Source organism: Ancylomarina sp. YFZ004 (assembly GCF_054254355.1).
Map to the genome: position 1 here is coordinate 256,797 of NZ_JBTCHQ010000004.1, position 24,471 is coordinate 281,267.

22 protein-coding genes are annotated in these 24,471 nt (G+C 34.6%); 16 read left to right on the forward strand and 6 right to left on the reverse strand.

Annotation, left to right across the window (positions count from 1 at the left end; all coding sequences use genetic code 11):
- Nucleotides 1-761: 761 nt before the first annotated feature.
- The 3 genes from rfbD to ACXR6G_RS08805 all read left to right on the forward strand — a co-directional run bounded on the left by rfbD (nucleotide 762) and on the right by ACXR6G_RS08805 (nucleotide 2,091).
- The gene (gene rfbD / locus ACXR6G_RS08795; protein WP_458361047.1) at nucleotides 762-1,628 is read left to right on the forward strand and encodes a dTDP-4-dehydrorhamnose reductase; all 867 of its coding nucleotides are present in this window, start codon (nucleotides 762-764) and stop codon (nucleotides 1,626-1,628) included.
- A gap of 86 nt (nucleotides 1,629-1,714) precedes the next feature.
- Nucleotides 1,715-1,828, forward strand: a complete 114-nt coding sequence (locus tag ACXR6G_RS08800; RefSeq protein ID WP_458361048.1) for a GxxExxY protein — start codon at nucleotides 1,715-1,717, stop codon at nucleotides 1,826-1,828.
- A complete protein-coding gene (locus ACXR6G_RS08805) occupies nucleotides 1,798-2,091 on the forward strand; it encodes a GxxExxY protein (RefSeq protein ID WP_458361202.1) in 294 nt (97 codons plus the stop codon). The genes ACXR6G_RS08800 and ACXR6G_RS08805 overlap by 31 nt, the downstream gene beginning before the upstream one ends.
- A 256-nt stretch (nucleotides 2,092-2,347) precedes the next feature.
- On the opposite strand, the gene ACXR6G_RS08810 is transcribed toward ACXR6G_RS08805, so the two are convergent.
- Nucleotides 2,348-2,743, reverse strand: coding sequence for a desulfoferrodoxin family protein (locus ACXR6G_RS08810; protein ID WP_458361049.1), 396 nt, complete (start codon nucleotides 2,741-2,743; stop codon nucleotides 2,348-2,350).
- Nucleotides 2,744-2,913: 170 nt separating this feature from the next.
- Nucleotides 2,914-3,543 carry a redoxin domain-containing protein gene (locus ACXR6G_RS08815; RefSeq protein WP_458361050.1) on the reverse strand — a complete coding sequence of 210 codons (630 nt, stop codon included), beginning with the start codon at nucleotides 3,541-3,543 and terminating at the stop codon, nucleotides 2,914-2,916.
- 371 nt (nucleotides 3,544-3,914) lie between these two features.
- Here ACXR6G_RS08815 and ACXR6G_RS08820 point away from each other — a divergent pair, with 371 nt between their 5' ends.
- Complete coding sequence (locus tag ACXR6G_RS08820; protein ID WP_458361051.1) at nucleotides 3,915-6,182, forward strand: NADP-dependent malic enzyme; 2,268 nt, start codon at nucleotides 3,915-3,917, stop codon at nucleotides 6,180-6,182.
- Between the two features lie 237 nt (nucleotides 6,183-6,419).
- Nucleotides 6,420-7,025, forward strand: coding sequence for a trimeric intracellular cation channel family protein (locus ACXR6G_RS08825; protein WP_458361052.1), 606 nt, complete (start codon nucleotides 6,420-6,422; stop codon nucleotides 7,023-7,025).
- Between the two features lie 43 nt (nucleotides 7,026-7,068).
- On the opposite strand, the gene ACXR6G_RS08830 is transcribed toward ACXR6G_RS08825, so the two are convergent.
- Entirely contained in the window at nucleotides 7,069-7,470 is a 402-nt protein-coding gene (locus ACXR6G_RS08830; protein ID WP_458361053.1) for a hypothetical protein, read from the reverse strand.
- Nucleotides 7,471-7,721: 251 nt separating this feature from the next.
- Between ACXR6G_RS08830 and ACXR6G_RS08835 the strand changes: the two genes are divergently transcribed.
- Both ACXR6G_RS08835 and ACXR6G_RS08840 read left to right on the forward strand, forming a co-directional pair.
- Nucleotides 7,722-8,099 carry a DUF7670 domain-containing protein gene (locus ACXR6G_RS08835; RefSeq protein ID WP_458361054.1) on the forward strand — a complete coding sequence of 126 codons (378 nt, stop codon included), beginning with the start codon at nucleotides 7,722-7,724 and terminating at the stop codon, nucleotides 8,097-8,099.
- A gap of 165 nt (nucleotides 8,100-8,264) precedes the next feature.
- The gene (locus tag ACXR6G_RS08840; protein ID WP_458361055.1) at nucleotides 8,265-9,434 is read left to right on the forward strand and encodes an adenylate kinase; all 1,170 of its coding nucleotides are present in this window, start codon (nucleotides 8,265-8,267) and stop codon (nucleotides 9,432-9,434) included.
- Between the two features lie 35 nt (nucleotides 9,435-9,469).
- On the opposite strand, the gene ACXR6G_RS08845 is transcribed toward ACXR6G_RS08840, so the two are convergent.
- Both ACXR6G_RS08845 and ACXR6G_RS08850 read right to left on the reverse strand, forming a co-directional pair.
- A complete protein-coding gene (locus tag ACXR6G_RS08845) occupies nucleotides 9,470-9,853 on the reverse strand; it encodes a hypothetical protein (RefSeq protein WP_458361056.1) in 384 nt (127 codons plus the stop codon).
- A 28-nt stretch (nucleotides 9,854-9,881) separates the two neighbouring features.
- Nucleotides 9,882-12,116: an alpha-L-rhamnosidase-related protein gene (locus tag ACXR6G_RS08850; RefSeq protein ID WP_458361057.1), complete on the reverse strand. Its 2,235-nt coding sequence runs from the start codon at nucleotides 12,114-12,116 to the stop codon at nucleotides 9,882-9,884.
- A gap of 167 nt (nucleotides 12,117-12,283) precedes the next feature.
- Between ACXR6G_RS08850 and ACXR6G_RS08855 the strand changes: the two genes are divergently transcribed.
- The 5 genes from ACXR6G_RS08855 to ACXR6G_RS08875 all read left to right on the forward strand — a co-directional run bounded on the left by ACXR6G_RS08855 (nucleotide 12,284) and on the right by ACXR6G_RS08875 (nucleotide 17,927).
- Entirely contained in the window at nucleotides 12,284-12,952 is a 669-nt protein-coding gene (locus tag ACXR6G_RS08855; RefSeq protein ID WP_458361058.1) for a Crp/Fnr family transcriptional regulator, read from the forward strand.
- Between the two features lie 199 nt (nucleotides 12,953-13,151).
- On the forward strand, nucleotides 13,152-14,444 hold the full coding sequence (locus ACXR6G_RS08860) for a spondin domain-containing protein (RefSeq protein WP_458361059.1): 1,293 nt from the start codon (nucleotides 13,152-13,154) through the stop codon (nucleotides 14,442-14,444).
- Nucleotides 14,445-14,699: 255 nt separating this feature from the next.
- Nucleotides 14,700-15,158, forward strand: coding sequence for a hypothetical protein (locus ACXR6G_RS08865; protein WP_458361060.1), 459 nt, complete (start codon nucleotides 14,700-14,702; stop codon nucleotides 15,156-15,158).
- Nucleotides 15,159-15,311: 153 nt separating this feature from the next.
- Complete coding sequence (locus ACXR6G_RS08870; RefSeq protein ID WP_458361061.1) at nucleotides 15,312-17,531, forward strand: TonB-dependent receptor; 2,220 nt, start codon at nucleotides 15,312-15,314, stop codon at nucleotides 17,529-17,531.
- Between the two features lie 81 nt (nucleotides 17,532-17,612).
- A complete protein-coding gene (locus ACXR6G_RS08875) occupies nucleotides 17,613-17,927 on the forward strand; it encodes a heavy-metal-associated domain-containing protein (protein ID WP_458361062.1) in 315 nt (104 codons plus the stop codon).
- 133 nt (nucleotides 17,928-18,060) lie between these two features.
- Here ACXR6G_RS08875 and ACXR6G_RS08880 read toward each other — a convergent pair whose 3' ends face one another.
- Complete coding sequence (locus ACXR6G_RS08880) at nucleotides 18,061-19,122, reverse strand: zinc metalloprotease (RefSeq protein ID WP_458361063.1); 1,062 nt, start codon at nucleotides 19,120-19,122, stop codon at nucleotides 18,061-18,063.
- A gap of 816 nt (nucleotides 19,123-19,938) precedes the next feature.
- Between ACXR6G_RS08880 and ACXR6G_RS08885 the strand changes: the two genes are divergently transcribed.
- The 4 genes from ACXR6G_RS08885 to ACXR6G_RS08900 all read left to right on the forward strand — a co-directional run bounded on the left by ACXR6G_RS08885 (nucleotide 19,939) and on the right by ACXR6G_RS08900 (nucleotide 24,447).
- The gene (locus tag ACXR6G_RS08885; protein WP_458361064.1) at nucleotides 19,939-20,319 is read left to right on the forward strand and encodes a VOC family protein; all 381 of its coding nucleotides are present in this window, start codon (nucleotides 19,939-19,941) and stop codon (nucleotides 20,317-20,319) included.
- A gap of 109 nt (nucleotides 20,320-20,428) precedes the next feature.
- Nucleotides 20,429-22,075 (forward strand): diflavin oxidoreductase, encoded by a 1,647-nt coding sequence (locus tag ACXR6G_RS08890; RefSeq protein WP_458361065.1) that lies wholly within the window; start codon nucleotides 20,429-20,431, stop codon nucleotides 22,073-22,075.
- A 206-nt stretch (nucleotides 22,076-22,281) separates the two neighbouring features.
- Nucleotides 22,282-22,857 (forward strand): RNA polymerase sigma factor, encoded by a 576-nt coding sequence (locus tag ACXR6G_RS08895; RefSeq protein ID WP_458361066.1) that lies wholly within the window; start codon nucleotides 22,282-22,284, stop codon nucleotides 22,855-22,857.
- A gap of 393 nt (nucleotides 22,858-23,250) precedes the next feature.
- On the forward strand, nucleotides 23,251-24,447 hold the full coding sequence (locus tag ACXR6G_RS08900; RefSeq protein ID WP_458361067.1) for a FecR family protein: 1,197 nt from the start codon (nucleotides 23,251-23,253) through the stop codon (nucleotides 24,445-24,447).
- The last annotated feature ends 24 nt before the right edge of the window (nucleotides 24,448-24,471 follow it).

Here is a 24,471-nt window from a genome sequence, read left to right on the forward strand (position 1 = left end):
GAGGGTGAAAATCCACCCGAGAGTTTCAATTGAGTACCACCAAAATATTTAAATTTAACAAAAACTTCAAACCCTCTAGGATTTTACTATAAGGGGGTAAAGCTTGCATTAAGCGAAGTTGATGTTGTTTTAGTTACTGGAAAAGCAGGATCTCTTTTTTACTTTTTGAATTTTTTTAAAAGGAAAGTAATCATTACTAACACTGATGGTGTTGAGCCTAGAAGAGTTAAGTGGTCTTTTTTTTAAGGTTAATTATAAAGATAACAGAGAATCTCGCTGTTCGTTTTTCATCTACTTTGATTACGGATTCGAAAATACCGAATGGTTAGAGAATATGACCTCTAGAGACTATCAAAAGTATTATGAGGCGATGTATAAGTAGATAAGGTCATAAAGTCGAAAGGTCCAAAAGTATAAAAGTTACACAACCGATAAATGGAAGCTCTTTGATTCATTTCCTTTAAATTAGTGTTCATTAGCGTAAATTAGTGGTTAAATATTTTTTTGATCTGTATTCATTAGTTTAATTTATTATCTGCGGTGAGGGCTTCGCCGTACGTAAGCTCATTAACATGTTAGTTGTCGATGTTTTGTTAAGCTCGTACAAATATCCTTGCGATCTGTTTATTTTGGGCAATAGTTATGGGGTATATCCGTTCTATATTTTAATCTGTATAATTTGTATCCTTTACTTTATCCTTTTTTTGTACTTTAACCTTTTCTCGATAGCTATCGGGACTTTTAACCTTTATCCTTGATTTATGAAAATACTCATCACTGGCTCTACTGGCCAATTGGGATCCGAAATAATAGCACTCAATTCTGTCTATCCGGGATTGGAATTGGTTTGCCCCAATTCTAAAGAACTTGATATCTGTAATCAGGCCTTATTAAACGATTTTGTCAAAGATCAAGGCTTTATGGGCATCATTAATTGTGCAGGCTATACGGCTGTCGATAAGGCAGAACAAAATGCAGGGATAGCTGGTCTGGTTAATGCCAAGGCGGTTGGGCATTTGGTTGCAGTTAGCCAACGGTATCAACTCAAACTGATTCATATTTCTACGGACTATGTCTTTGATGGAACATCCAATCGTCCTTACACTGAAAGAATGCCGGTTTGTCCGCTAGGTGCCTATGGGAAAACAAAGCGTGCTGGCGAAATGGAGATCATGCATTCTCCTGCAAATGCGATTATTGTCAGAACATCCTGGTTGTATTCTTCTTTTGGGAACAATTTTGTGAAGACCATGCTGCGTTTGGGAGAGGAGAAAGATTCTTTATCTGTTGTTTACGATCAAATTGGAACACCGACCTATGCGAGAGATTTGGCTCAAGTCTGTTTGGATATTATAAGTCAACCAGGCCGTATAGACACAAAAGGGAAGTTGTATCATTACTCCAATGAAGGAGTAACTTCCTGGTACGATTTTGCACAGGCTATTATGGAGATGGCTGATATAGATTGTAAGTTAAATCCCATTGAATCGAAAGATTACCCAACAGCCGCAAAAAGACCAGCCTATTCAGTTCTGAATAAAGCCAAGATTAAAGCTGATTTTGGTATCGAAATTCCGCATTGGCGAAACTCTCTTAAAGCGTGCCTATCAGTAATTAAAAATATTTAAAACCACAGATTGTACAAATTTTATTGTTTAAATTGAAACAAATTAAGAACCACTAATTAACACTGATTTCCACTAATTATTTTATTATGAATAGTGATAATAAGTTTAAGCAGGAGTGCTACGATATTGTTGGTTTATGTATGCATGTACACTCTGAATTGGGTGCCGGATTCTTGGAAGGTGTATATCAGAAGCCCTAGAGATAGAATTGATTAAAGCGGATATTGATCACATAAGGGAATGCCAAATCGAAATAAACTATAAAGCTGTTATTCTGAACAAAAAGTATTATGCTGATTTCTTGTGTTTAAATGAGATAATAGTTGAATTAAAAACTGTTAAATATTTAGATGATAATCATATGGCACAACTCATGAATTACATGAAAGCCACAAACAAAACAGTTGGCTTACTTGTTAATTTTGGTGCTAAGAGTCTCGAATATAAAAGAGTTGTATATTAGCGAAAAAATTTATGTTCATTAGTGACAATTAGTGGTTAATCTATTTTTTAAGTTTTGAAATCTGTGTAAACCGATCTTGTGAGCTCAACTTTTGATTGATCGTAAAATGAGATATGAGATCAATATTTAATTAGTGTACATTAGTGCTAATTAGTGGTTTAATTTAAGATTTTTGGCTGTCTAACTTTTAAGGCTAAAAAAAAAGCTCTACTGTTATTAAAACATTAGAGCTTTTTTTGTATTCTAGTTAAGTCGATTATGCTTCTACAGCAACTTTCTCTACTTCAACAATTTTCTCATCTGAATGCCAAAGACCGTGCTTTGTACAAAAAGCAGCAGCAGTCAACTTCATTTTTTTACCAGGAACGATATAGAAATCTACCTCAGCTTGATTTGGAGTGCTACCAAGTGCACCAGCAGTGAAGTTAGTTTGAGCTAACATGTTCTCACCATCCCAAAGTTGAACCCAAGCAATATAATGATCGAAATCATCTGGATGTGGATATGCATCACCAACTTTTACTTTTACAGTAAATTTTTCACCAGCCTTAGCTGAATCTTCGCAATGTAAAAATGCTGAGTGACGGTCGATATAATCTTTTTTTCCTTCTCCTGCGATTGTTGTAATATCTTGGTATCTGTTAATCTTCATAATTTTGTCTTTTTGTACTTAGAGATACGATCTTATTGATTCTGAGAAAAACTGTCTGATAATTAAAGAATCTAATAGAAACGTATCTCTTAAAATGTTTTTTTGATTGGATTTTATTTCTTGACGATTCTATGAATCGATCTATTCCTTTGTAAAGCTAATGGAATTCTTTACTTACTTAAGTATTCCGATACACTTTCTTGTGTTGCTTCCATTGCTTTTTCACCCTTAATCCAGTTTGCAGGACAAACTTCACCATTCTCTTCGAAATGCTGTAAAGCGTCAACCATACGAATGGCTTCATCAACACTTCTACCTAGTGGTAAATCGTTGATTACTGAGTGACGAACGATTCCTTTTTTGTCGATAAGGAATAAGCCACGGTAAGCTACAGGAGCACCCGTTGAAGTTGCATTTCCTTCTTCATCGTAATCGTAGTCCGAAGCTAAAACACCAAAGTTCTCAGCAATAGTTTTAGAAAGGTCAGCTACCAATGGGTAAGTCACACCTTTAATACCACCTTTGTTTCTCTCAGTGTTTAACCATGCAAAGTGAGAGAATTCTGAGTCTACAGAACAACCTACAACAGCAACATTACGTTTTTCGAATTCCTCAAGTTTATCCTGGAAAGCAATTAGCTCTGTTGGACAAACGAATGTGAAATCAAGTGGGTAGAAGAAGAAAACAACTTCTTTTTCACCAACAAATTGTTCCAATGAGAATCCTTCTGTAATTTGATTCCCTTTTATTACTGCGTTAGCCACAAATGCTGGGGCTTTTCTTCCGATTAATGATTGCATTGTATTTAGATTTTAAGATTTGTTACTCTGTTATTGTTTATGATTACAAATGTATATAGAGAGACTCTAATAGCCAAATTATATCAATCAATAATCTTTATGTCTATATCGATAAATATAATGCTTCATTTCGAAATAAGTGATAATGAGAATATCTGAATAAGCAAGTCCTTAAGTTAGTGAAATCATTGCAAAAAGAAAAGCCTCATTTCCCAATTTATGCCTATTTTTGCAAAATCTTTAAGGGGCTTATATTTTCAGATTGTCTTTAGACATAAAGGTGATGTATACTGAATACTAATTGACTTTAAAGATATTTTCCAAACTTAAAATCGCCCATCTATTGGGCAAAAACAACACACAAAACAGTTATGTCAAAACAAAAGTCAACTGACGCATTAAATTATCATTCAGAAGGACGCCCGGGGAAAATTGAGGTTATCCCTACAAAACCTTACAGAACTCAGCGTGATTTATCTTTGGCTTATAGCCCGGGAGTAGCGGAACCCTGTCTGGAAATTGAGAAGAATCCTGAAGACGCCTATCGTTATACAGGAAAAGGAAACTTGGTTGCCGTTATCTCAAACGGAACAGCCGTTCTAGGTCTAGGAAACATTGGCGCTTTAGCTGGTAAGCCAGTTATGGAGGGTAAAGGTTTATTATTTAAAATATTCTCTGATATCGATGTGTTCGATATTGAGGTAGACGAGACAGACGTCGAAAAATTTATTCAAACAGTTAAAGCGATCGCCCCAACCTTTGGTGGAATCAACCTGGAGGATATCAAAGCACCTGAGTGTTTTGAGATTGAGGAGAGATTGAAAGCAGAATTGGATATTCCAGTGATGCATGATGACCAGCATGGTACAGCTATTATTTCAGCTGCAGGTTTATTGAATGCACTTGAGCTGGGTAATAAGAAAATTGAAGATGTAAAGGTTGTTGTAAATGGTGCTGGAGCAGCTGCCGTTTCTTGTACGAAACTGTATATTTCTTTAGGAGTGAAGCCTGAAAACGTCGTTATGTGTGATAGCCGTGGTGTTATCAACGCGAAGCGTACCGGCTTAAATAAGCAGAAAAAACAGTTCATCACTCAAAGAGATTTATCAACTTTAGCTGAGGCTGTAGTTGGATGTGATGTCTTTTTAGGTCTTTCAGTTGGAGGTGCTATGTCAAAAGAGATGGTTGCTTCTATGGCGCCAAACCCTGTTGTGTTCGCTTTAGCTAATCCTGATCCTGAAATTGGATACGATGATGCTATGTCTGTTCGCGATGATGTTGTCGTTGCTACAGGACGATCAGACTATCCTAATCAGATTAATAATGTATTGGGATTCCCTTATATTTTCCGTGGAGCGCTTGATGTTAGAGCGACTGCTATTAATGAGGAAATGAAAATTGCTTCGGTGCATGCTATTGCTGAATTAGCTAAAGAGCCCGTTCCGGAGTCAGTACATGCTGCTTACGACGAGGCTAATATCACTTTTGGTAATCATTACATCATTCCTAAGGCAATGGATCCTCGTTTGGTATCTCGTGTTGCTGTAGCCGTAGCAAAGGCAGCTGTCGATTCAGGTGTTGCTCGTAAAACAGACATGGATTGGGACGCTTACACTGAGGAGTTGAAGATGCGATTGGGTACAGAGAATGAATTGCTTCGTACCATCTTTAATAAAGCCAAGAAGGCACCTAAGCGTGTTGTATTCCCTGAGGCAAACAACTTTAATATTCTTAAGGCTGCTCAAATTGCACTACACGATGGAATCGCAAAGCCAATTTTGTTAGGTAATGTCGAGAATATAAAGCGTTTGGTTGAAGAAAATGATCTTGATTTAGAAGGTGCTGAGATTATCGATATTCGTTCAGATGAGGAGCGCGAGAGAAGAACGCGTTATGCTGATATTCTTTGTGCGAAACTTGGACGTAAAGGTCTTGTTCATAAAGAGGCTGTTGAGAAGATGTTTGATCGTAACTACTTTGGTGCTACCATGGTTGAAGCTGGTGATGCTGATGCCTTTATCTCTGGTTATGCGACTCGTTATTTCGAGACACTTGATATTGCTGAAAAAATAATTGGTAAGGAAGAAGGTATGAAAACCCTAGTGGGGATGAATATCGTGATGACTAAGAAAGGGCCATTATTCTTTGCAGACACTACTGTGAACTCTGAGCCAACTGAAGAATCATTGATCTATACTACATTGAGTACTGCTCGTGCTGTTAAGAAATTTGGTCAAGATCCAGCCATGGCGATGTTGTCATACTCAAATTTTGGCGCTGTGAAAAAGGGTAGTCCTCAGAAAGTTCACAATGCCATCGAATTCTTACACGAGAATCATCCTGAATTGGCTGTTGATGGTGAGATGCTATTGAATTTTGCGATGGATAAAAACTTACGCGATGCTAATTTCCCATTCAACAAGCTTAAGGGAAAAGATGTGAATACGCTTATTTTCCCTAACTTAAGTTCTGGAAATATTGCCTATAAGCTGATGCAAGATCTAGGTGATTCTGAAAATATCGGACCAATCATCCTAGGAACAGCTAAACCTTTTCACGTTGTACCAATGGGTTGTACAGTTCGTGAGTTGATCAATATGACTGCTATTGCAGTTGTTGATGCTCAAGAAGAGAAGTAATATGATGATTAATGAATGATTAACAATTAGTGATAATGGACATACTATATTCTGACCTTTGGTATGAATTTGTCTCTATCAGTTTTATAAACAGATCTTGTAGTTGATTTTTTATTACCTAGAGGTTTTCTAATCACTAATTTTTCATTGTTAATTGCTTATAATAGAAACATACAAAGAGCCTCCTAATTCAATTGGGAGGCTCATTTTTAAATAATTTATCCTAAACTGGAGTCTATGTCTGTAATTTACGCCCTTGATTTGATAGGAACTTTTGTTTTCGCAATCTCAGGAACTCTTTCAGCTGCCAATAAAAAACTTGATTTGTTTGGCGCTTTCTTTACAGGTTTTATAACCGCCATTGGCGGAGGGACACTACGTGATTTGATATTGGGGAACTTCCCAGTGGCATGGATTTCTGATTTAAATTATTTGCTAGTTATAACACTTGGAGTTATTGCAACCTTTTTGTTTAAAGGAATGATTATGCAATTGAAACGAACCCTGTTTCTTTTTGATACCATTGGGATTGGTGTTTTTACAATCATTGGCATAGAGAAAGCTATTTCTTTGTCTATTCATCCCGCATTAGCCGTAATTATGGGCTTGATATCAGCCGTAATGGGTGGGGTTATACGTGATACTTTGTGTAACGATATTCCTCTAATATTCAGAAAGGAAATATATGCTGTAGCCTGTATTGTGGGTGGTTTATTATTCTTATTCTTAAAGTATCTGCATGTGGATCCGACGGTTAATCTTTTTGTAACAGTCATTTGCATTATTGTTTTCAGGTTGGTATGTATTCGGTACAAGTTAAGCTTGCCCGTTTTGAAATATTAAGAATAAAAAAAACGAATCCTTGAGGATTCGTTTTTTTTTGTGCTTAACTCATCGAGATGAGGTTGTCCAAATCTAGATATTTACCAGCATCCTTTCCAAAGGCTTCAACATCTTTATCTGTAATTCGATACGTGCATTTTTCCCCATAAGTTCCAGAGAATAGAATTTGCATTTCCTTATCCTCTTCATCTTGCATGATGATTCCATAAAGATTATCATGAACCTTCTGTTTTCTAAGATTTTCATTGCATGATGGGCAGAACATATTTATTAATTCTCCTTTTTCAATATTAAACGATGGGTGTTTTAATACGGTATAGTCACCAAGTTCTATACTCAAAAGAAGAATTCCTTTTTCTTTACTACTGTTTTTTGCAGCAATAATGATTTTATCGCCAACATTTAAAAAGCTTCGACAGTGTGGACAAATGTAATTTGCTTTCATAAGGCTCATTTTTAAGTTTTATATCAATAGGTTGCTGCTATTTTTTATAATTATGAATTCTATAAAAAAGATAAGGCGAAAAAAGCAGAAAGTCAATAATTAATAGCCTTCAATGTCTTAACAGACTTTATAATTGCTGCAATTATTATTTATAAGCAGGTATATTTTTAGAATAAGCCTTGTTTAAATTTTCAAAACTTTAATTATTCATCTATATTTGAAACTATCATTAACGATCCTAATGCAAATAAATGCTTAAACTAATCCCCTCAATCATTCGTTGGCTTGCTCGATTCCTAGGGGTGTTTCTATTCCTGTTTTTTGCTTGGTTTGCTATAGAATTTGGTATTGATGATCCTTCTCATATGAATCCTCAATTGCTGAAGCTTTTTTATACGCATATGCTTATGATGTTTGCTTTGCTTATTGTTTGGCGATTCGAATTACTCGGGAGTATTCTTTTAATTATAGCATATTCTTATTTTTCATTAATAAACCACACATTCTGGACTAATCCCATATATCCGATATTCTTTTTTATCGGTTTGCTTCATCTTTTTTCGTGGGTTTTCCGCTATGGTGTCAAGCTTATAAGGGGAGGATTTCTTGCTCGATATTTATTTCGATAGTTTCTATTACAATTTTCTTAAGAGAATTGAGTTGAGAATTAATTCAGGATGAATGATATAATCAATCTTTACATTTTTTGATAAAATGTAAAATTAATATGTAGGCTTATCTTTTTTTTCTAATTTTGATAGCTGAAATACGACAACTAATATTAATATCGACGCATGTTAAATATAGCATTATTCGGCCCTCCGGGTGCTGGTAAGGGAACTCAATCAAAAATGCTGGTTGAGAAATACAATTTAGCTTACATCTCTACAGGTGATATTTTGCGAGCAGAAATTGCTGAAGGTAGCGAACTAGGTCTTCAAGCTAAGGATATCATTAAAAAAGGGGGACTTGTCTCTGATGAAATTATCGTTCAGATTATAGAGGAAAAAATTACTTCGAATAAAGAAGTGAATGGTTTCCTTTTCGATGGATTTCCACGTACAACTGTTCAAGCCTATATCCTTGAAGGATTATTGCTTAAATTGAATACCAAGCTTGACTGTATGTTGAGTTTGGAGGTTCCTAACGAGAACTTAAAAAGACGTCTTTTAAAGCGTGCGGAAACAGAAAATCGTTCTGACGATGCGGAAGATGTTATTAATGTTCGACTAGAGGAGTACGAAAATAAAACAACTCCAGTAGCAGAATTCTATAAGGAAAAAGAAATTTATCACCCAATTGATGGAATTGGTGATATTGAAGAGATTTTTCAACGATTAACTTCTGTTGTTGATCAGACGCTTGAGCGTTCATGGATTAATATGGTTCTCTTAGGCCCTCCAGGTTCAGGAAAGGGGACTCAAGGACGTATGTTGGCTAAGAAATTCAACTTGGTTTATATTTCTACGGGTCACTTGATGCGTCAGGAGATCAAGAAGGGAACTGAAATGGGTATTAGTGCCAAGGAATATATTGAAAAAGGAGACATTGTACCAGATGAGATTGCTATTAAGCTGATTGAGCGTCAGATTAAAACGCATCCGGATGCCAATGGATTTATTTTTAAAGGCTTCCCGCGTACCATTGTTCAGGCCTACATTCTTGACGGTTTGTTAAGAAAAATGCAATCGACAATTACAACTGCTTTGGAACTTGAGGTATCAACCTTAGAATCTATTAAGCGTTTGGCTGCTCGTGGTAAGACATTTAGCCGTAGAGCTTATGATGCGGATACCGATATTATTATTCACCGACTAGAGCAGTACGAAATGCGTAGTTCTAAAGTAAGTGAATATTACACCAAGGAAAATAAAATTAGAGTTGTAAATGGTGTTGGAAACGAAGAAGAAATTTTTGAAAACCTTTCTCGATCAGTAAGTGAAGCATTAAAGACCATTCGATAAGTCTCGACTGTCATCAAAATATAAAATCCTGATTCTTATGAGTCAGGATTTTTCTTTTTAAATTCGATAAGTTCTATGGGAGCACCATTGTGCTTAATCATGGCGACTCTTACGTCATCCATTGGTGAATTGGGTTCTGCTAATAGTTCGAAGCTATGTTTTTCCAGCTCATGATCTAAATTGTCAACTTCAAAAGCCAGATGTGGTACTGTTTTAATAAGTTCATGCATGGGACTATCAGCGTTAAATCGCATCCATTCTATGCCAAAAGGGCTCTCAGTAAACCCGGAAATATAAAATTTGAATTGAGGTAAATAACGTTCATTGGGCATTTTTATTACAGTGGGGATACCCAAATGATGATACTTCCATCCCCAATCTTCCGTTACTTTGGGTAATTCATGTTCTTTTCTTGTCATACTGAAATTGCTTGTTTGCAGTTCACGATCAGTCAATTTTTCTAATTCTAATCTGATCGATAAGTACAGCTGTATTCTTAATATTCAGATTCTCATTGAATCTTTCACGTTTCAAACTCAAATTGTTGCTGCCTTTTTTTAAGTTGATTTTAATTGTATTAGAAAATCCCCAGTTTTCCCAATCATCCTCACCTCGCTGTGGAAATACGACAGTTCCTAAATAGTCATGTGAAACCCATAAACTACGTGTTGCACATTGATTATTACTGGTAATAGATCCATTTCCATTGGCGTACTTGAAATCGAGATAATAGGATCCAGCCTCTTTCACTCTTAACTTGAAAATGAAGTTAGGCTGTTTCTTAGGATTAAGCTCTATATAGGATTTCTTCTGATTGGTGAACCACTCTGCCTCTATAATCTGAAATTCTTCCTTAGGGTAAATATAAATTGGCTCACTTAAAAAAGATTTGTATCTATTCTTATCTAAACTTTCTACTTGATATTCACAATTGATTATTGGTTTTGTGATTTGAAAAACTGTATCATGTGTTTCATGAATCATTTTGCCATTACAGTAAATTCGATATTTCCTTTCATCTTCATTTTGATGCCAAACCAAACTCGAATCGATTAACTTCACTTGAGGGGTCTTAGGTGAGAAGGCATTTTGCCTTAGTTTAATTTTCGATCGGTACGACATGCTATTGGTCATCTCAATAACGATTTTATGGTGTCCTTTCAGTAGGCCAGATACTTCATTTTCATTTAAGGGAAAGCTATCAATCTTGAATGAATTGATTTGATTTCCAAAACCTAAAATCTTAATATCCAATGTGGAATTTCGATATTTGAGATTTGTAATATTCATTTCGCCTTTAAATTCTCTAGGAATAAAAGGGCTGATTTGAAGATGATCTTCCTTAAAATTTAAGCCAAACAGAACTCTGTAAATGCTGGATAAGGAACCCGCGACACTCCAAAGTTGTCTGTCAGAATTAATTGCCGTTCCCTTAAAATCGCCAGTCTCAGCCACCATGTTTTCCTTATTGCTTAGAAATAAGGCTGATGATCTGATTAAAGAGGCTAAGCCATGTTTTACGGATTCATCATTTTTAGTTTTTGTAGATGCCCAATTCCAATAGGCTTGAACAAAAGGCCAAATACTATTGTTGTGGTAGGGCGAAATGTTTGGAATTTGAGGGTAGAAGCAAGGTATTCCATATGGCAATTGAACTGTATTGTTAATGATTTGCTTCTTTTTTTTATCATCTGCAATATCGAAAAGGATACAAAGGCTTTGGCCTAGATTTTCAGTTTTAGACGAAAGTAATGGGGAGTATGAATTGTATTTAAATTGAGCATAGACTTTTTTGTCTTTTAGCCAGAGTTTATCATTAATACTTTTCTTTAAGGCTTCTGATATATGCTGGTATTTTTGAGTATCATGATTAAGTATTTTACCCATTTTAGATAAAACAACTAAGTTTTGATAATGCACAGCTTGAGTACTTAATGAAAATGCACTGTAAATATCTTTGGCATCCATCCAGTTGGGATAGCTTTGTTCTCGCCAATCCAGAAATGAAGATTCTCCTTTAAAAAGATGTTCATTATAATCCCAAACTACATTTAGATCGGTTTCTGTTGATTTCTTTATGATAAAATATGCTTTTTTAAGCCAACCTTTATCGCCTGTACTGAGATAAATCTCCCAAGCAGCTGTAGACCAAATCATCCTATCTGAACTGATGGGCCAGGATCCACCTGTACCTGTATCTTGAATGATCGTCCCATTTTTAACCTTATGCATTAGGCTCTTTTTCGATATCTCAGGATTTGTGATGGCTAATGCTAAAATGACACTATAACTAATGTCTCGCGTCCAAACACCTTTCCACTTTTCTCCGGTATCAAATAAACTATCCTGATTAATATTTAGTTCTAATTCCTCTAATGACATATTATAGAGAGCATTTAGAATTTGAAAGTGAGAATCGAATTTTGGGTACTTAGAAATATCTTTTGTGAGACGCCAATGAAGCGTATCATTTTTAGTTTTTGTACTATCAGAAGGATAATTAGATATTAGATGAGTTGAACTTAAAGCTTTTGCATAAAAATCGCCTTGTTTCACAGCATCAGGAAATATCTTATATTCTGGAGAATGATGTAAATTGGTTTGATTAAAATCACAGCTAGTAATCAAAACAGAACAAATAAGTAAACTAAAGTATAGTATGAATGAGTAGATATGCTTCATAGTTTGGATTTAGTATCTGTTTAAAGATAGTTGAAAATGGTGAGCAAAAAAACTGTTTAAAAGCTTGAAGACATAGCGGTCTTCTGATTTTTAAGAAGAAAAATTAGGCCTTATTGAAATCAATTTAAAAAGCATTAAATTAGAGTACTCTAATTTGAAATATGTCGATGAAAGAAAATATATGGTGTTTAGAGGATGTGAATTTGTATCATATTTTATGTCCTCATAAGTTGAAAGAATTTGAAAAGGATCATTTCCAGAACTACAAAAATGGTGACTTTATCTACTTCCCGGGAGATAAATCAAAAAATATATTCATGATTAGTAAGGGGAAGGTGAAGATTGTTTCCTACAATGAAAATGGTGATGAGCTTGTGAAAGCAATTTTAGGGAAAGGAGAAATCTTTGGTGAGAAGGCTATTCTAGGTGCTGACGAGAGAGCTGATTACGCTATGGCTTGTACTGAACCGACTCTTTTGTGTCCTATGGATATACCTAGCATGTATGAGTTGATGCGAAATAATGAGAAGTTCGGTTTATCTATTTACAAACTTATTGGTTGGAGAATAAAGAAAATGGAGCGTCGTTTTGAATCGCTTCTTTTCAATGATGTTAGAACGCGATTGTGTAATTTTTTAAAAGATTTAGCTGAGGAAAATGGTGTGAAGAATGGTGATTCATTAATTATCAGTCACTTTTACACCCAGAAGGATTTTGCTGATTTAATAGGGACAAAACGAGAAACAGTTACCCGCTTATTTAATGAATTGAAACAAGAAGGAGTAATTGACTATTCAAGAAAAGAGATTCAAATACTCTGTCCAGATAAACTATAAGTTATTTTTTATGTGAGTAGGGGTTTGTCCTGAAAGTTAAGCTGCAATTGAAAGATTGCAGCTTTTTTTATATAAGAAACATACAAATGTGATGCAGCTTACATTTTAAGGTAAGGCGATATTATACTTTTGAAATACCAACCTTATTGATCGATGATAAGGCAAAAAAAATAATTGAAACTCGTAAAATATTAAAACTATGAAAAATTTAATTTATGCCTCGATTGCTAGCATGTTTTTATTTACAGCATGTTTAGATGACGATGATGACAGAATGGAAATTCCCGTTGAAAAGGGAACATTTACAGTTAAGATTGAAAATATTCAAACGGGAAAAGCCTATTTCAATTCTGGCACAACAGATGGCATTGGTCCAGGAGGAAGCTACACTTTTAGTTTTAATGCTGGAAAAGGAGCAAAACTTTCTTTAGCAACTATGTTAGCACAAACCAATGATTTATTTTATGGATTCGGAGATGAGGGACTTTCTCTTTACACCGCAGGGGGAGATGCTGTTGTTGGGGATGTTAGTTCAGAATTAATGCTTTGGGATGCCGGTACAGAGGTGAATCAGATGCCTGGGACAGGATCTGATCAGGCGCCACGGCAAACTGCATCAAATACAGGTGCAACCGAGAATGGAACCGTTAAATTGATAGCTGATGTGAACGATGGATACATCTATCCAGCACTTTCAGAAGTGATAAAAGCAGAATTAGCTCATGATGGAGGTACAGAGTTTACAGTAACAATAACAAATGTATCGGATATGTACGCTTTTCAATCACCTTTAGCACCTGGTGTTTGGGTTGTACACAACAGTGGTATGCCAATATTTACCGAGAATGAAGCTTCAGCCAATGGTTTGGAAGGTCTTGCTGAAGATGGAATGAATTCTGATTTGTCAACTTATTTGGATGATATGAGTGGTTATGTATCTCCTTTTGCTCCAGGTGTATTTGCCATTAGCAATCAGGGGTATCCTCTATTTGAAGATGGTATGCTAGATATGGCTGCAGGATTAGAAGCATTAGCCGAAGATGGTAGCCCAGGTACTTTAGATGCAAGTCTTGATGGTAAAGCTTATGTCTTGTCTCATGGCGTATTTTCTATACCCAATGGAATGAGTGCGGGAGCACCTATATTTCCAGGTGAGTATTACGAATTCAGTTTTGAAGCTCAGGAAGGTGACTATTTAAACCTAGCAACAATGTTAGTACAATCTAATGATTTGTTTGTTGCCTTTGATGATATGGGATTAGCTCTGTTTAATAATGGTATTGCAAAAACAGGTGATGTTACAAGTATGCTTATGGTTTGGGATGCTGGTACTGAAGTCAATGAATATCCTGGTGCTGGTAATAATCAAGCACCTCGTCAGGCTGCTGCTAACACCGGTACATCCGAATCTAAAACAGTTATGGTAGTCGATGATGAGTTTGTTTTGCCATCGGTAGAACAATTAGTAAGAGTAACGATTAGTTTCAATTAGAATGGTGTCAATTTGTTTACTCTGAATCACAGGGGGCTTTCATAGGGCTCCCTTTTTTTATATCTAAAATGCTTGTATATTTATTGTTTATAGTGCGATTGCTTGTGATTATCGAAAGAATAGTGATTTTTAACAAATATTAACATTTAATTGCTTGTTGACATTCACCCATAATATACTTTTGAGGGTCTTAAGGAATAGAACGCATTAATTGTGTTCACATTCATAAATGATAGATTGAATAGACTGCTATAAATGAAGAAGCTATTTCGAAATACAATCTCAATTCTCCTGTTGGTTTTTTACCTGACAGGATTTTGTGGTTTGAATTTGTTGAAGCATTCTTGTTATGCATGTCATCAAGATGATTTTCATCTGATTTATGATTTAAATAATTGCGGTGATGAAGTGCACGATTGTGTAGCAGATTCTCATCCGCATGTTATTCACTTTCATGGGAATTCTTCTCATGCTCACATCATTGGGGAAGCTTGTTGTTCTTTGGAATTAATTTATCTTAAGAATAATCCCAAGACCTTAGTAAAACAAGTTGTGAAATCACCTTTGGTTTCTAACCTTGATTTATTTTTATGTGCTAATTTACAATTGCATAATTTTATCGATGTCAGCATAGAACAAAGAGCTGATTATTTGCAAAAGATAATTGATCCCCCCGAAATAACACAAGAATTATTGTGTTGCTACCGTTGTTGATACCCACCTATTAGTTATACGAATAGCTTAAATTTTGCGCTCTAAATGAGAGCTGGCGAAGCTATAATTAATCTAATCTCACACAAGTAATTGCATGTTTGGATTTATACCACCTTGGGTATGGTCTATCATGAAGCGTAAAAAATATTGTATATGAAAAGGATATTATTTTTATTCCTTTCTCTACTTCCATTGTTTTCAGTTGCTGAAACTTTTGAAGGAAGAATTGTTGAAAAATTATCAAATAAAAAAGAAGCTCCATTACCAGGTGCATCTGTATTTTGGAAAAATACAACGACAGGTACAGCTACAGATGTTGATGGTCATTTTACTATTAATAAATCTAATAAATCAGATATTCTGGTTGTTCAATTTGTTGGTTATGAAACTCGAGAAATTGAAGTAAATAAATTGGATGGTAAAAAGTTGGTGATTGAATTATTACCTAATATTGAATTAAATGAAGTTGTTGTTTCAAAACGTAGAGCAGGAACAGTTCTCGATAGAGAAAATCCAATCCAATCACAGAGTATAACTGGTGCTGAGCTTTGTAAGGCTGCTTGTTGTAATCTGGCTGAGAGTTTTGAAACTAATGCTTCTGTTGATGTTTCTTATGCCGATGCTGCAACTGGTGCAAAGTCAATCAAATTATTAGGGCTAACTGGTAAGTATATTGAAATGATGACTGAAAAGAATCCAAATTTTAAAGGATTGGCTTCAGTTTATGGTATGGCATATGTTCCTGGCCCATGGATGGAATCTATTCAGGTTTCAAAAGGAGTTGGTTCTGTTGTAAATGGTTTCGAATCTATTACTGGTCAAATTAATATAGAGTATCAGAAACCTCAAAATGCTCCAAAGCTATATCTAAATGGTTTTGCCAATAGTATGGGAATGTCAGAGGGGAATTTGATGTCAGGAGTAAAGCTTTCTGACAACTTATCGACATCGATTTTGGCTCACGGGCAGGATAATAGAAGAGAAATTGATCACAATAATGACAATTTTCTTGATGACCCAATGGTTCGTCAGTATAATATTATTAATAGATGGCATTGGAAGCCAAACAAAAATTGGATTACTCAGTTTGGTGTTAAGTTTATCGATGAATTAAGAATTGGTGGGCAGAAAGCTTATGATGAGAGTAAAACAAATGATATCAATAATGCTTATCGTATCAATATTGATACACGTCGTTATGAGGCTTTTGCTAAAATTGGTTACGTTTTCCCAAAGAATGATGAAAGAAGTATCGCATTGATTACTAATTTCTCATCTCACGAGCAAAAATCATTTTATGGTTTAAGAAACTATGATGCAAAACAAAAGTATCTATATGCTAACTTACTTTTTCAATCTTATATTGGGAATCTGAATCATAAATATACGGCTGGATTATCTTTTATATACGATGATTTCAATGATAAGTTGATTGGGAATACGGTTTTAGGAACGGATAGATCTGAAAAGATTGCTGGAGCTTATGCAGAGTATACTTGGTTGCCATCAGATGAAATTACGTTGCAAGCAGGTTTGAGATACGATCACAATTCAGTTTATGGTGGTTTTATAACGCCTCGTTTGCACTTTAGATATAAGTTTGCTGAGAAATCAACACTTCGTTTAGCGGCAGGTAGTGGAAGACGTACATCTAATCCTATTGCAGAGAACAGTTTCTTGTTAGCTTCCAATAGAAGCTTCAATATTGCTTCTGATTTGGAACAAGAAAAGGCTTGGAATTATGGTTTAAGTGTAACTCAATACTTCGATTTATTTGGACAGAACTTTACTGCATCAGCCGATTTCTATCGCACCGAATTTCAGAATCAAGTAATCGTCGATGTTGATCAGAACGTTAATCAAGTTAATTTCTACAATCTGGATGGGCAGTCATATGCCAACAATTATCAAGTTGAATTGAAATTCGAACCCGTAGATCGTTTGGATGTGACAACTGCAATACGTTTTTCTGATGTAAAAGCGGATATCAATAACGAATTACAGACTGTACCTTATGTGAACAGATATAAAGGCTTGGTTAATCTATCATATTCAACCAATATGAATATCTGGCAGTTCGATTTCACAACACAGATCAATGGAGATATGCGTATTCCATCTGCTCCTGAAGAATTTAATCGACGTGAAAAATCACCTGCTTATGCCATGTTAAATGCACAAGTTACTAAGCGTTTCAAAATTTGGGAAGTTTATTTTGGTGCTGAGAACTTAGGTAATTACACACAGAAACACCCTATAATTGATGCAGGTGATCCTTTTGGAGGAAACTTTGACGCATCTATGATTTGGGGGCCTATTCAGGAACGTAAATTCTATTTAGGTGTACGTTTTACTTTAGATAGAGATGAATAAGGATGATTCAAATTTTTGAACACAAATATATTATTGACTAACTGCTAAAGACTGAATGTCTGAAGCTCAAAACAAATAAACATGAAAAATATAATCCAGAATTTAAAGAAGGCCACTATGGCCATTGCAATCATTTTGTTTACAACAGCTGCTTTTGCTCAAAAACAAGAGATGAAAAAAATCGAAACAGTTGTTTTTAATGTAGAGATGGATTGCCAAGGATGTGTTAAGAAAATTGAAAAAAGTATGCCTTTCGAAAAAGGGGTTAAGAATCTACAGATTGATTTCGAAAATCAAAAAGTGACCTTAACTTATAAAACTAAGTCTACGACTAAAGAAACTCTTAAAAAAGCAATTGAAAAACTGCATTTCAAAGTGACTGAGGTTAAACTATAATTTAGCAACAACATTATTTGAAAGCGGTTTCTCTTTAAAGAAAAACCGCTTTTTTTATTAGATTGATATACCTCACAAAAAAGGCGCCATAAATGACGCCTTTAGATGAATTTTAATAAAGTAATAAGCCTTATTAGTTTACAAAGCTTTCTCTTGGTCCACCTGTGCTGAAGATAGATCTAATTCTATCATTCTGACCATTAGTAAACATATACATACATTGATCATTTACGTAATCCATGTAATTCATAGTCATATCGTTAGAGCGACAGTTTACAGTTGGGTAAGAAGGACAACCATAGTTAGGCGAATCAGAACTTGGAGTATCTGTAACAAAGTCATCTTGCTTGCATCTACCATCACCCCAAATGTGGCGTAAGTTTAACCAGTGACCTACTTCGTGAGTTGCAGTTCTACCATGGCCATACTCAGCACCTCTAGTATTTTCTCCAAAGAAATCACTACCAATAACAACACCATCAGTTGCTAATTCGCCACCTGGGAATTGAGCGTAACCTAAGATTCCGCCACCAATTTCACAAATCCAGAAATTTAGTTTATTTGCAGGATCTGTTGCATCCATACCACCTTGGCTTGAAAGTTTCATTGCGTCATTGGTTCCCCATGATGTTTTTGTAGATGTTTTCCTATTTACACCAGCCAATACAAATGTAATATCAACATTAGCCACGTCGTTATTAAATTCATTTGGTACACCACCAGTTAATGGATTTAGGTCATTAAAGTCCTCATTCAAAATATCGATTTGAGAAGTAATATGAGCCTGAGTAATAGGGTGGCTGGCATCCTCTAGAATATTTACAATAACAGGAATTGTAATGCTTCCTTGGTATGGTGTTGGCGCTGGATCTCCTCCACCTGGCTTTCCACCTGGTTTACCTTTTAAATTGTTTGCTTTACCAGTAATGAGTTTTCTCGTATGTTTTTCGATATTATACATACGACTCTCTAAGCTAGGATTTTCTTTCAGTTTTCGGTTTAATACTTTCATACTACCACACTGAGGACCATGTATGTGTCCCGATTTTACTGTGGCTTCTTCAGCAGTGTAAACATAGAAATCACTCATGTCTACAGCAATTTCTTGTTGGTCGGGTTTAATTTCATTAGCCTTGTTTTGGCAAGATCCTAAAACTAGGGCTAAACATGCTATTGAAAGAAAAATTCTTTTCATAATAAATTTGTTTTGGGGTTAAAATTTAGATTAGATTTATTAAAATTCGATTGAAGATAAGTATAGTTTTTTATATAAAACAAATTAAGATGTTCATTTCTTATTTGTAAAACATGATATTTCTCATGTAATAATTCTGTATTGCACTGTTTATAATGAATGCGGGGATTCATTATTTTTCATTATTTTTTTCAAATGTTAAAAAAGATTAAAATGGATTTGCCGAAATTATGTTTTTTGTGTGTGCAATCAGTTGATGTTAATTATGAGTTGGTTTGGTTTTTAGTTTATTAGTTATGTAAATAGTTGTTTATTGTTTATGAATCGATTTTTATTATTGATTAATCATGCATCTTTATTATGTGAAATTAAGATGAGTATTTAAGTGTAATTTGTTTAATTGACAATATGTTTAACAATATGTATTGATGTATTTTGTTATTGAATACATGTTTGGTTTGAATTATATCTTTCTAAATAAATATTTCCATTTGTAGAGTTTCTTGTTTTTGTTTTGAAATATATGTTTGGAAAGTTTATTTTGAGTGTACTATTAAACTAGCTAATATTAGCTATTTATCTATTTAACATTTGCCTAGCTTTAAGTGTTGTTTGTAAAGTGGGTTTAAAAACATCTAAATTCGTTCATACTTTTTTTTGAGTATACCAATTCAATGTTTTTTTAAGATTGATTTGTTACAAAATATTAACAATAGAATCCAATAGTAAATTTGATGGAGTTTTTTGAATTGTATACATTTATAGAACTCTCGCTTATTATGTGGTTTTTTATTTGAAACTAATAGATATTGAATCATGAAAAATGAAGACATATTAGGACTAAGAACAGTTGTTTATAAGGTTGCTGATTTAGATAATGCTAAAGATTGGTATTCAAATGCATTTGGAATTCAAGCTTATTTTGATGAACCATTCTATGTGGGATTTAATATAGGTGGCTATGAGTTAGGTCTTTTACCAGATGACAGACCCAAGATTGAAAAGGGTGAAGGTGTTGTAGCATACTGGGGTGTAGAGGATATTGATTCTGTATTTAAAGAGATGATTGATCTTGGTGCAGAAGTGCATGAGAAACCGACAAATGTTGGGGGAGAACTTATGGTCGCTAGTCTTATAGATCCTTGGGGTAATATTATTGGTCTAATCTATAACCCAGCTTTTAAGTTGAGTGAATGAGAATAATTCGCTTATTTTTATTTAGTTTGATTCCAAATACGAATAATTAAGAATATCTTGTGATCGATTAAAACACAAGATTTTTAATTTTCTTTAGAATTAGACATAAATGACTTCATATATATTAAAGAACAAGCCTAAGGCTTTTTCTATACCAAATATCAAAGGACTATCTTCTCCCATTACCATACTTTATGGTGGGAAATCAGGTAATTCAGCTTTTATAGCTGAACAAATGAAATGCCAATTCCAAACATATGAATTGGAGCCAGCTGTGTATAACATGGCTGAATACGATGTGAATAATTTAGAGAATGAAAAGTTTCTTTTTATTATTGTTAGTACTCGTGGAGAAGGAGATCCACCTGCCCAAGCCCAGCAGTTTTGTAAATACATTTTGGGATCAAAAGCTCCAAAATTACCCAACCTAAACTTTTCAGTTTGCGCCCTTGGCGATTCAAGCTATCAGCATTTTTGTCAAACTGGAAAAGATATCGATATGAAGCTAAAAGCATTGGGAGCAAATCGATATTCAGAACTAGTGACATGTGATTTGGCTTTTAATTTAAAAGCTGAAGTATGGGCATCTAATTTGATTAATAAATTTCAGAATAGATTTAATGGTCATGCCCTTGCATTAAAATTTGGAAATAATTCTGTTGGACCAATCTTTAAGGTTAGGGTCAAGGATAAATACCGAATCACGGGTGAGCAATCTGCTAGTGAAATTCATCATCTTGTTTTGCAAACGGACCATCCCGATTTTACCTATCAACCTGGTGATTCCATTTCTATAAAACCCAAGAATCCTTATTCATTAGTGGTGAGAATCATGATAAAACTCGATTTCTCTCCCGAAACTGTGGTTGTTTACAAGGATAAGAAAAAGAGTATTGAAGAGTTATTGGTAGTGAAATTGGAACTGACAAAGTTAAGTGAAGAGATATTGAGAGCCTACCAAATAGAAACAAGTGATGAAAATTTAAAAAAACTTTTAGAAAATAGAGTTGACTTGCACAACTACCTTAAGCTAGCTGATGTATACGATATGATTTGTGATTTCCCATATGCTATTGATGCTAATAATTTCTGTCAGATTCTTTGTCAGATTCAACGTCGGGAATACTCCATTTCGTCCAGTGTGAAATTTTCTCCTAATCAGGTACATCTAACAGTGAAGCAATATGATTATTCCGTTTATGGCAGAGATAGAATAGGAGCGTGCTCTTCATATATAAATAAAGGTTTGCAAGTTGATTCCAGCCTAAAAATTCAAATTGTTCCCAATGACGAGTTCCGCCTTCCAGACGATGAATTACCCATTATCATGATTGGTTCTGGTACCGGAATAGCGCCTTATATCTCTTTTATAAAAGAGAGGAAGGCAAAAGGTGCAAGAGGTGCTAATTGGTTGATCTTTGGTGAGAAACAAAAGAAGTGTGATTTTCTCTATCAGAACGAAATTGAGTCTTTTAAGGATGAGGGCTTATTAACACGTTTGGATCTGGTATTTTCTCGTGATCAGACTGAAAAAATCTATGTGCAAGATCGACTCAAAGAAATGGGGAAAGAGGTTTTTGAATGGCTTGAAAAGGGGGCGCATCTCTATATTTGTGGTTCTATTGCTATGGGGAGAGATGTCAAGCGGAACCTGATTGAATTGCTGCAAAATGAAGGTGAGATGGATGAATCACAAGCTTTCTCCCATCTTGATAAACTAGTACAAAACTCACGTTACCAGGAAGATGTTTATTAGCTGGAATTGTATTTTTTTAAATCAATTTATTATAATTATAAACTGCCTAATTATAACGATTTCTTATTTGTAATTAAAGTTTATGTTTCATATCGTATGGTTCTGCTGCAGTTTGAAGTACTTGATGGATACTAATTAATTTGCATTCTTTAACTTTTCTTATACATTTGTCCCTACACTTTTTTTTTGCCACAAAGTATAATTGAATGATCGAGCCTGTAGGGAAGATAGATATTCGCAAAAATGATTTCAGGAGTATTTTTAATAAATACTTTCCTTCCTTATGTGTATTTGCCAATAAATTTGTGAGTGATGAGGATTTGTCAAAAGATATGGTGCAAGAAGTCTTTCTTAAAGTTTGGAATTCAGCAACAGAATTTGAGTCAGAAAAATCCCTAAAAGTTTATCTTTATTTAGCAACTAAGAATACGTGTTTCGATTACATAAAGAAAGAAAAAAGGAAGAAACAAAGCGGCAATTTAAATGCCGATCAATTGGGTGATGATGTTTTCTTTAATGATGATAGTGTTATTCTTGATATTATTAGAGAGGAAACTTACCGTCAGCTTGAAGATGCCATTGAATTATTGCCAGAAAAGGCAAAGGAAGTGGTACGTCTCAATTTAAAGTCTTTAACGAATCAGGAAATTGCTGATGAATTAGATATTTCAATAAATACGGTGAAAACACATAAATTGAGTGCCTTTAAGAAACTTCGTGAACTTTTAGGTCATCAGTTTGTCGTATTTCTTCTGGTCGATTTTTATCAATTCTTCGAATAAGGGACATTCCAGTCATTTTTCTGTAGTCCTAAAGCCCTTAAGTCTAGTTGTTGCAACATGAATGCTTTAACCATTTTATTACAATCTGTGAAGATTCCTTTCACTGATTAATTTTCTATTAAGATTTACTCAATCCCTTTGTAAGTTCAATTCAGACTTTAGTAGAGTTTGAATTATTAGGTTAGTTGTATTCAAGTTAGGGGTTGATTTGTGATTTTTTTTAATAAAAGCAATCTTGATGTTTGATTCTGATATGCAGGGTGTTGTGTGTGATTAAGGTCGGGTTTTATAAAAAAAAAAGAAAAAATGATTAAGGTGACCCACCCGAACTTTAAATTTTGTCGTCTGTAGTATACAAGTAAAGAATAGAATTACTTGAAATTGATATTTAGTATGAAGAAAAAAATATCTGAAAAGATAGAAATAAGTGATTTGCTTTCCCGGTTTCTGGGAATAGGGCTTGATGCCAATGAGAAGATTCAACTTGATATTTGGTTGAAGGAAGACGTGGCACATCAAAGTCTGTTGGATGATTTAATAAATACAGAGGAGAGAGAAAAGCGTTTTGAACTTATTGAACGTATTAATCTTGACTATGAGTGGAAGCGTTTCCAAAAGAATAGTACTCCAAAAACAATTTCGATGCCTAATAGGTTGCTTGAAGTAGTTCGATATGCTGCTGTTATTGCTCTTCCTATGTTAATAGCTGGTTATTTACTTTTTCAAAATTACAATACCAATCAGGTAGCAGTAAATTTACCTATGATTGAACCAGGTACTCAAACTGCACATTTGGTGTTAAGTAATGGAAAAAAAGTTTCGCTGGATGATATGGCATTGCATATGAAAGAAGCGAATAATGAGGTGATAATTGAAAATAAAGAAAGAACGCTAAATTATACTTCAGTAAATAATAAAACAGAAAATCAATCATTAATCTTCAATGAATTGTTGATTGGTAAAGGAGAGGAGTATCAATTGGTTTTATCTGATGGTACACGTGTTTGGTTGAATTCAGAAACCCGTTTGAAATTTCCTGTTAAGTTTTCTAAGAATAGGAGAGAGGTTATTCTCGAAGGTGAAGCCTTTTTTGAAGTGACCAAGAATGCCCACGCACCTTTTATCGTTAAAACCGGTCCGATGGATATTGAAGTTTTGGGAACATCATTTAATGTTTCAGCTTATAAAGATGAGGCCAGTATTCAAACCACACTTGTTGAAGGAAAAGTGAAGGTGTCATCTAATATTGGACAGTCATTGGAACAGATTCTGAAACCCAATGAGCAAGCTGTTTTTTCGAAATCTAATAACCAGTTTGAAATTATTGAAGTGAATGCCGTTTTATATGCTAGTTGGCGCGAGGGCATTTTCGTTTTCAATGAAGAAAATTTAGAAGATATTTTACGGAAGTTATCTAGATGGTATGATATCAACGTGTTTTTTCAATCCGAAGAAGTACGAGCCTATCAATTTTCCGGAAAATTACCTCGATTTAAAAATTGCAATGAATTATTGGAAATGATTGAGAAGACAACGGATGTCCATTTTACAATGAAAGAAAACAGAACAGTAATCGTAAATAAAAAATAAAAAAAATACCGAGATATATTACCA

Excerpts from the sequence above, each read along its gene's own strand:
- ACXR6G_RS08845 (WP_458361056.1), bottom strand. The coding sequence starts at position 9,853 with ATGACAAGAAAAGAACATGAATTACCCAAAGTAACGGAAGATTGGGGA.
- ACXR6G_RS08895 (WP_458361066.1), top strand. The coding sequence starts at position 22,282 with ATGATCGAGCCTGTAGGGAAGATAGATATTCGCAAAAATGATTTCAGG.
- ACXR6G_RS08865 (WP_458361060.1), top strand. The coding sequence starts at position 14,700 with ATGAAGAAGCTATTTCGAAATACAATCTCAATTCTCCTGTTGGTTTTT.
- ACXR6G_RS08840 (WP_458361055.1), top strand. The coding sequence starts at position 8,265 with ATGTTAAATATAGCATTATTCGGCCCTCCGGGTGCTGGTAAGGGAACT.
- ACXR6G_RS08850 (WP_458361057.1), bottom strand. The coding sequence starts at position 12,116 with ATGAAGCATATCTACTCATTCATACTATACTTTAGTTTACTTATTTGT.
- ACXR6G_RS08825 (WP_458361052.1), top strand. The coding sequence starts at position 6,420 with ATGTCTGTAATTTACGCCCTTGATTTGATAGGAACTTTTGTTTTCGCA.
- ACXR6G_RS08830 (WP_458361053.1), bottom strand. The coding sequence starts at position 7,470 with ATGAAAGCAAATTACATTTGTCCACACTGTCGAAGCTTTTTAAATGTT.
- rfbD (WP_458361047.1), top strand. The coding sequence starts at position 762 with ATGAAAATACTCATCACTGGCTCTACTGGCCAATTGGGATCCGAAATA.
- ACXR6G_RS08885 (WP_458361064.1), top strand. The coding sequence starts at position 19,939 with ATGAAAAATGAAGACATATTAGGACTAAGAACAGTTGTTTATAAGGTT.
- ACXR6G_RS08900 (WP_458361067.1), top strand. The coding sequence starts at position 23,251 with ATGAAGAAAAAAATATCTGAAAAGATAGAAATAAGTGATTTGCTTTCC.
- ACXR6G_RS08860 (WP_458361059.1), top strand. The coding sequence starts at position 13,152 with ATGAAAAATTTAATTTATGCCTCGATTGCTAGCATGTTTTTATTTACA.
- ACXR6G_RS08890 (WP_458361065.1), top strand. The coding sequence starts at position 20,429 with ATGACTTCATATATATTAAAGAACAAGCCTAAGGCTTTTTCTATACCA.
- ACXR6G_RS08835 (WP_458361054.1), top strand. The coding sequence starts at position 7,722 with ATGCTTAAACTAATCCCCTCAATCATTCGTTGGCTTGCTCGATTCCTA.
- ACXR6G_RS08800 (WP_458361048.1), top strand. The coding sequence starts at position 1,715 with ATGAATAGTGATAATAAGTTTAAGCAGGAGTGCTACGATATTGTTGGT.
- ACXR6G_RS08870 (WP_458361061.1), top strand. The coding sequence starts at position 15,312 with ATGAAAAGGATATTATTTTTATTCCTTTCTCTACTTCCATTGTTTTCA.
- ACXR6G_RS08875 (WP_458361062.1), top strand. The coding sequence starts at position 17,613 with ATGAAAAATATAATCCAGAATTTAAAGAAGGCCACTATGGCCATTGCA.
- ACXR6G_RS08815 (WP_458361050.1), bottom strand. The coding sequence starts at position 3,543 with ATGCAATCATTAATCGGAAGAAAAGCCCCAGCATTTGTGGCTAACGCA.
- ACXR6G_RS08880 (WP_458361063.1), bottom strand. The coding sequence starts at position 19,122 with ATGAAAAGAATTTTTCTTTCAATAGCATGTTTAGCCCTAGTTTTAGGA.
- ACXR6G_RS08820 (WP_458361051.1), top strand. The coding sequence starts at position 3,915 with ATGTCAAAACAAAAGTCAACTGACGCATTAAATTATCATTCAGAAGGA.
- ACXR6G_RS08855 (WP_458361058.1), top strand. The coding sequence starts at position 12,284 with ATGAAAGAAAATATATGGTGTTTAGAGGATGTGAATTTGTATCATATT.
- ACXR6G_RS08810 (WP_458361049.1), bottom strand. The coding sequence starts at position 2,743 with ATGAAGATTAACAGATACCAAGATATTACAACAATCGCAGGAGAAGGA.